4 protein-coding genes are annotated in these 6,734 nt (G+C 45.3%); all 4 read left to right on the top strand.

The features are described from left to right. The first annotated feature begins 105 nt into the window (after positions 1–105). The 4 genes from LBQ60_13755 (at position 106) to LBQ60_13740 (ending at position 6,695) form a co-directional block, all read left to right on the top strand. On the top strand, positions 106–2,829 hold the full coding sequence (locus tag LBQ60_13755) for a TonB-dependent receptor (GenBank protein MDR2038983.1): 2,724 nt from the start codon (positions 106–108) through the stop codon (positions 2,827–2,829). A 15-nt stretch (positions 2,830–2,844) separates the two neighbouring features. Beyond that, positions 2,845–4,107, top strand: a complete 1,263-nt coding sequence (locus tag LBQ60_13750) for a DUF4876 domain-containing protein (protein ID MDR2038982.1) — start codon at positions 2,845–2,847, stop codon at positions 4,105–4,107. 33 nt (positions 4,108–4,140) lie between these two features. Then, entirely contained in the window at positions 4,141–5,640 is a 1,500-nt protein-coding gene (locus LBQ60_13745) for a hypothetical protein (GenBank protein MDR2038981.1), read from the top strand. A gap of 173 nt (positions 5,641–5,813) precedes the next feature. Continuing rightward, positions 5,814–6,695, top strand: a complete 882-nt coding sequence (locus LBQ60_13740) for an ABC transporter ATP-binding protein (protein ID MDR2038980.1) — start codon at positions 5,814–5,816, stop codon at positions 6,693–6,695. The last annotated feature ends 39 nt before the right edge of the window (positions 6,696–6,734 follow it).

Here is a 6,734-nt window from a genome sequence, read left to right as displayed (position 1 = left end):
AAAATACCTAAAAGTAGGGATTGGTTAACATGGCCGATTCGTTTATTTTTGTGCCCTAATTCCGAGGGGATATAGGGAATGCGTATCATTATTAAGGTCATTATCTTGTTTTTAGGGGTATCCGTACAGTTTGTCCGGGGGGAAACCAATCCATTAAATCATCATTTTACTTTATCAGGAAAGCTTACCGATGCCCAGACCCGGGAACCGATTGCTTTCGCCTCTGTATCTGTTCATGGGAGTACTATCGGAACTACTACCAACATTCATGGCGAATATCAGCTGATCTTAAAAAACAAAGGATATTACACAATGATTTTTTCCTGTCTGGGTTACCAGGAGGTGGATACCGTTATCCATGTGCAACAAGATATGGAAATCAACCTGTTCCTTGAACCCAGAAGCTTTTCTTTGGACGAGGTAACCGTTACCGCACAGGAAAATACAAACGACAATGCTTCATCGGTGATCGGTACTGAGGCCATGCAGCACATACAACCTTCGAGTTTTGCCGATCTTTTGCAGTTGCTGCCCGGTGGGATGACAAAAGATATTAAAATGACCGGATCCAGCCATATGTCTTTGCGGCAGGCCGGCACTGACATCAATACCGGTTTGGGTACCGCATTTGTCATCGACGGTATGCAGATGAGCAATGACGCCCTGCAACATGTATACGGGAATACAACCCAACCTACTACTTCCTACGGCATTGATATGCGTACTATTTCTACCGACCGCATTGAAAAGGTGGAGGTGGTACGGGGCATTCCTTCGGTGGAATACGGTAACCTGACATCCGGATTGGTATTGATTGATTTGAAAAATGGTGAAACTCCCTGGGAAGGGCGCGTGAAAACAGATTACCATACCAAATTGTTTTCGGTGGGTAAAGGTTTTTTGCTGCCGGCTAACGGGGGATCAGTGAACCTTGATGTGGAACACACGCAATATTTAGATGACCCGAGGAGCAAATTATTGATCTATTCACGGACATCCGCTTCGGGACGTTATAAAAAGATATTCGAAATGGGTACTAAAAACCGTTTCGAATTCGGTGCTAATTTCACTTATACGGGAAGTTTCGACCGTGAAAAAAGCGATCCCGACCTGATGAAGGGTAAAGATGATTACGAAAAGAACAAATACCAGGGTTTCAGCTTGTCTTCAAGCGGTAAGTTGCGGATGCCCGGTTCCCTGATCCATGAAACCGAATACAATCTATCCGCATCCTACAATCAGGTGGAGATGGAGCGGAAGCATCTGATAGCGCCCGGTATCATGCCTGTTCCCACAGCAATGGAAAGTGGGGTATACGATGCCGAATACCTGCCCGCCCAGTATTCCTCCTTTCTTCGCGTAGACGGAAAGCCGTTGACGCTTTCTGCAAAGGTCACTGCCAGGGCCGAACCGAATACCGGCGCATTGAAGCATGGATTACTGGCGGGAGCAGAATGGACCTATGATGTTAATTTAGGCAGAGGTGAACTGTACGATCTTACCCGGCCACCTTATGTAGGCGGGAGAAGTACCCGGCCACGGCCGTATAGAGACATTCCTGCCATACAGAAATTGTCGGTATATGCAGAAGACCGGCTGAAATATCCGGTAGGCGGATGGTTGTTTTCGGCTACGGCCGGCCTTCGTGCCACTACCTTACCGGATCTTTCCGGTACTTATGACATATCCGGACGATGGTATGCCGAACCTCGTCTGAATGCAAGCATCGGTTTACCGGCTTTCGCGATAGGGAACAATAAGGTGAAAATAGAATTGACCGGAGGCGTTGGCCATCATTACAGGTTCCCGACACAGGCACAATTATACCCGGCCGATCTGTATTTCGATTATGTACAGTTGAACTATTACAGTCAGCAGGAGGAATTAAGGGCATTGAATATCCGTACCTATGTGGAAGACCCGACAAACTATGCCTTAACGCCTTCGCTAAATAAAAAGTACGAGACAGGAATCCGTGTTGGTGCAGGGCAATACCGGATAAGCCTTACTTATTTCGATGAATGGATGAAAAACGGCTTTTCGGCCGAGCAAACCATTCTTTTCCATACCTATGACAGGTATGATCCTTCCTCGGTCGATCCGAACTCTATCTCATCGAAACCCGGCTTGTCACAGTTCGATCCTCCCGTAGCCGACACTGTAGCCTCGCTTTTCAACAAAGCGCGGAATACCGCATTAGTGCATAAACGCGGATTGGAGTATACGTTAAGGCTGGGTAAGATCAAAATCCTCTATACCGAGATACATATCAACGGGGCATGGTTCAGGACCGAATACCGGCAGAATTCATTGAGGTATAGAAAGCCCACAGGCGTTTACAACGGAAAGCTCTACCCGTATGTAGGCGTTTACGATTATAACAATACCGATAACCGTATCCGGCAACAGTTCAATACCAATATGAAACTGATCACGCATATTCCCGTGCTGGCCATGATCTTTTCCACCGATTTGCAAACCATGTGGTTCACCAGGACATCCTACCGGGAAAATTCGGGGATGCCGTTGGGTTATATCGATCTGGCAGGGCAATATCATGAGTTCGATCCCGGTAGAAGCGGTGAGGCCATGATGCACCCGATGGTAGATACCTACATGAGTTATTATTTCAAGCCGGACAAGGTACCTATTGCCATGAAGCTCCATCTGAAGCTGACCAAAGAGATAGGGCGTCATTTTACCCTTTCTTTCTATGTAAACAATTTGTTGAATTATATTCCGGATTATACAGGAAAGGAAGGAACCGAAAGAACACGTAAAAGTGAAAAATACCCCTCGTTTGGGGCTGAATTAACCGTAAAATTATAATTAAACCATATCAATATGAAAAAACATGTGATTTTTAAGATGTTGCCCGTGCTGTTAGGCATAGTCGTTTTTCTGGGCAGTTGTGACGATGACGATGATAATAAAATCAAAACAGTGGAAGTAATCATGAAAGTGCTGCTTCCGGCCGGACATCCCGAGACCTTAAGTATGGAAGGGATCAAAGTGACGGTAGTCAATAAAACATCGGGAACATCCTATGATTGTACCATGGATGATTCCGGTACATTGACGGAAACCATTGAAGAAGGGGTATATGATTTTAAGGTGAATACTACCATTAGTTATGAATACCTGGACTATGACGAGTTGAAGACCAATGAAGTTACCCTGGTGGGCTTACAGGAAAACGTTCCCATATCCCGGACTATTACGCCAACGGCAACGATAGCCATCCAGCTGAGCGGAGATTTCAGGACGGAAGAAGACAGGAACAGCTGGGTAATTAAAGAAATCTACTTTGCCGGAACCAAAACTTCTGCCAACGTGAATTATCAGAATGATCAATATATAGAGATCCACAATAACTCGACGAAAACGTTATATGCCGACGGGTTATCGTTGGGAGAAACCCGGGGGGTATCCACTGCCAGTACCGGAATCAATTACTGGGCCAGCACAGACTCAGTATATGTGCAGACATATTATACCATTCCCGGAGATGGCACGACCTATCCGGTAGAACCCGGAAAAAGCATCCTGATCGCTCCACAACCGGTCGATCACCAGACAACGGTCGGAACGGCAGGAGATCCGGATACAAAATTACAAAACTTAGCATCCGCGGATTTTCAGTGGTATGATGCACATGCTACCCTGTCCATTGATGTGCCCGAAGTACCCAATATGATCAAATATTACTCCTATTCGGCAACAGTCTGGCTGCCTTCTATACAAGGTAACCGTGCTTACATCATTTTCAATGTTAATGGTGACGGCGAACAATATGTACTGCAGAATTCCGATTTCAGAAGATCTACGGGCAACAATGCATTGCAGACCATCAGAGTACATAAGGATATTATTTTTGATGCGGTGGAACTGGGCCATCCGGATGATATGAAGGTAAAAAACCTTCCGGTTATCCTGGATAGCGGAAATACTTACTGGAACGGTTCACGTTCGGGAGAGTGTGTTCGTCGTAAAGTAGAACGTACCACCGATAATGGCCGGGTGATCTATCAGGATACCAATAACTCGACCAATGATTTTGAGATCGGTACTCCGGCTCCGAAACAACAAGCTCTTTTCAGAAGATAACCGTATACCCTGATGTTGCTCCGGAAAATATATATGTTAGTATTATTATTACTGTTGCCTGTTGTTGTATCGGCGGGCGACAGTATACTTTTAAATACGGCAAACATTCCGGGGACCACATTTTTTGAATCTGCCTACCGGCAACCTGCGGCGGCTTTTCTGCGACCTGCGCCGTATAAAGCGGATGTCAGTGCTATGTATGCTTTCGAGGACAGGAAAAAATACAGCTTGCTTCGGGATGGTGAAGGCGGTTACCGCTGGGGATTTTCTGCAGACGGACTGGTACGCAAGCAAAAGACGGCCTATTGGGGAAAAGCGGCTTACCGGAATACTTATACCCGACATGTACGATGGAGCAATGTTTCGGACCTTGAGCGCATTGGCCCGTACCATATTGCCGATACGACAGGCGGAAACGTTTTCGGTGAGCATTATTCTTTTTCGGGAGGTTTTGCCGGAATAGTAAAGGAGAAGTATGTGTGGGCCATAGAGGCAGGATACCGGGCTGGGAATGACTTCCGCCGACGCGATCCGCGGCCGGCAGTATATATATCTGATCTGTATATCCATACAGGAGGAAGTATGCCTGTTGGAACACACCGGATGGGTATGTCGCTGAAAGCGTCTACCTATCAGCAGCGCCTGGAGACAAAAACTGTTGAAAGCAACCGGAAAGATACTTATTACCCGATGAAAGGCTTTGGAATGTACGACCGTGCCCATCTGGATTATAATTCATCTTTCAGCTGGCTGTATGAAGGGAAAGGTTACGGAGCTTCGTTGTTCCTGTTACCGGAAAAAGAGAAGGGATTCGTGGCAATGCTGGATGTGTTGTCGGAAGATACGGAGTCGTTTGCTACATCCAACAAATATCCGTTCTTTTACCGTATCCAATCGGTTCATTTTTCGGCCGGATATCGCGCAAAAAGCCGGACCGGCAGCCAACAGGTCAAAGCACGTCTTGATTACCGGAACGGGAAAGGTACAGAGCGTGTATATGAAACCGTGGAGCGGAATGATGGTGCGGGGAAAATATATTATGATTACCGTTTGTTGACCGAAAGCCACCGCTATACCCGTAAAACCGGATATATCGGGATAGATGCATTGAAAGAATGGTATCGTTCGCGCAGTAATATGTGGGGACAACTCGGTGTGGGCTTACGTAGCAGTGAGGAGCGTTATCTTTCGCCCGCTTACCATATGGAGTATACACATCTGGATCTTTCCGCCAAAGGAGGAATGCAGTATTTCATGAAAAGCTCATCCGTGCTGGTGGAATTATCCGGCGGATACTACCCGAATATCCGGTCATCGGAAGAAGTACCTATGACGGATGCCATGTTCATCGCTTCTGTATTGCCCGATTTGGATATTTTCGGGTCAAGTCCTTGGAAAGTGGATTTACGATGTGAATACCAATACCGGATAAAGAAAAAAGCAGCCTGGTATGTGTCAGGGAACCTTACCCGTCTCAGTTATAAAAGCAGATATGCAATGGGAGTGGAAATATGTGCAGGAATAAGAATGTAAATAAAAAATTGAGAATGGAGAATTGAGAATGGAGAATAAAAAAGTTCATAATGTTAAAAAGCAAAAAGTTCATAATCTTGTAATGTTAAAAAATAATGTAGGGTGTGTGGGTATCCAAACTTTCCCACTTTCATACTTTATAAACTTTCATACTTTTAAATCATCAATAAAAAATGGATCCGGTAATTCAATGTGAAAATATTACCCATTATTACGGGAATAAACTGATATATGAGAACCTGAATTTTGAGGTTTCCAGTGGAAAAATATTGGGTTTGCTGGGAAAAAACGGGACCGGAAAAACCACGATCATCAATATCCTTACGGGATATCTGAAGCCCCGGTCGGGGGTCTGCCGTATCTTCGGTGAAAATATGGAACATCTGACACCGGTTACCAAGGGACGCATCGGGTTGTTACTGGAAGGCCATGTGCAACATAGCTATTTCAATGTCGAACAGATAGAGAAATTTTATGGCCGTTTTTTTCCGAAATGGAAGCGGGAAGCTTATTATGAGTTACTGAAAAAACTGCAGGTAACGCCTACGCAGAAAATCAGTACCATGTCGTGCGGACAACGTTCACAGGTGGCCTTAGGATTGATCTTTGCACAGGATCCCGATCTGCTCATCCTCGATGATTTTTCCATGGGGCTGGATCCCGGATATCGTCGTCTTTTCGTTGAATATCTGAAGGAATACATCACAGCCGAGAACAAAACCGTCTTTCTTACTTCCCATATCATTCAGGATATGGAACTGCTGATCGACGACTGTATGATTCTGGATTACGGCCGCATCTTGCTGCATGAACCCACGTCATACATCATGGATCATTTCCGGCGCTTCCGTTTTACTTCCGGTGCTTCGGATTTTCCGGAAAATGAACGGCTCTTTCATACGGAAAAAATAGGTAACCACTGGGAAACCTACTCTTTTTCTTCGGCTGCAGATGTGGAAAAAGAATTGACAAAAAACGGGGCAGTGGTAGAACATCTTGCAGAAGAGAAATTATCACTGGAAGACGCGTTTATTGGGCTTACAGGAAAATATTAATAAAAATTGAGAATGGAGAATCGAGAACTTAGGCGATAG

It is taken from the genome of Bacteroidales bacterium, assembly GCA_031275285.1.
Lineage (GTDB): Bacteria > Bacteroidota > Bacteroidia > Bacteroidales > UBA4181 > JAIRLS01.
Note: the sequence above shows the minus strand (reverse complement) of the source record. Positions and strands in the feature narration are given on the sequence as shown.

Coding starts and splice junctions, on each gene's coding strand:
- LBQ60_13745 (MDR2038981.1), top strand. CDS start 4,141: ATGTTAGTATTATTATTACTGTTGCCTGTTGTTGTATCGGCGGGCGAC.
- LBQ60_13740 (MDR2038980.1), top strand. CDS start 5,814: ATGGATCCGGTAATTCAATGTGAAAATATTACCCATTATTACGGGAAT.
- LBQ60_13750 (MDR2038982.1), top strand. CDS start 2,845: ATGAAAAAACATGTGATTTTTAAGATGTTGCCCGTGCTGTTAGGCATA.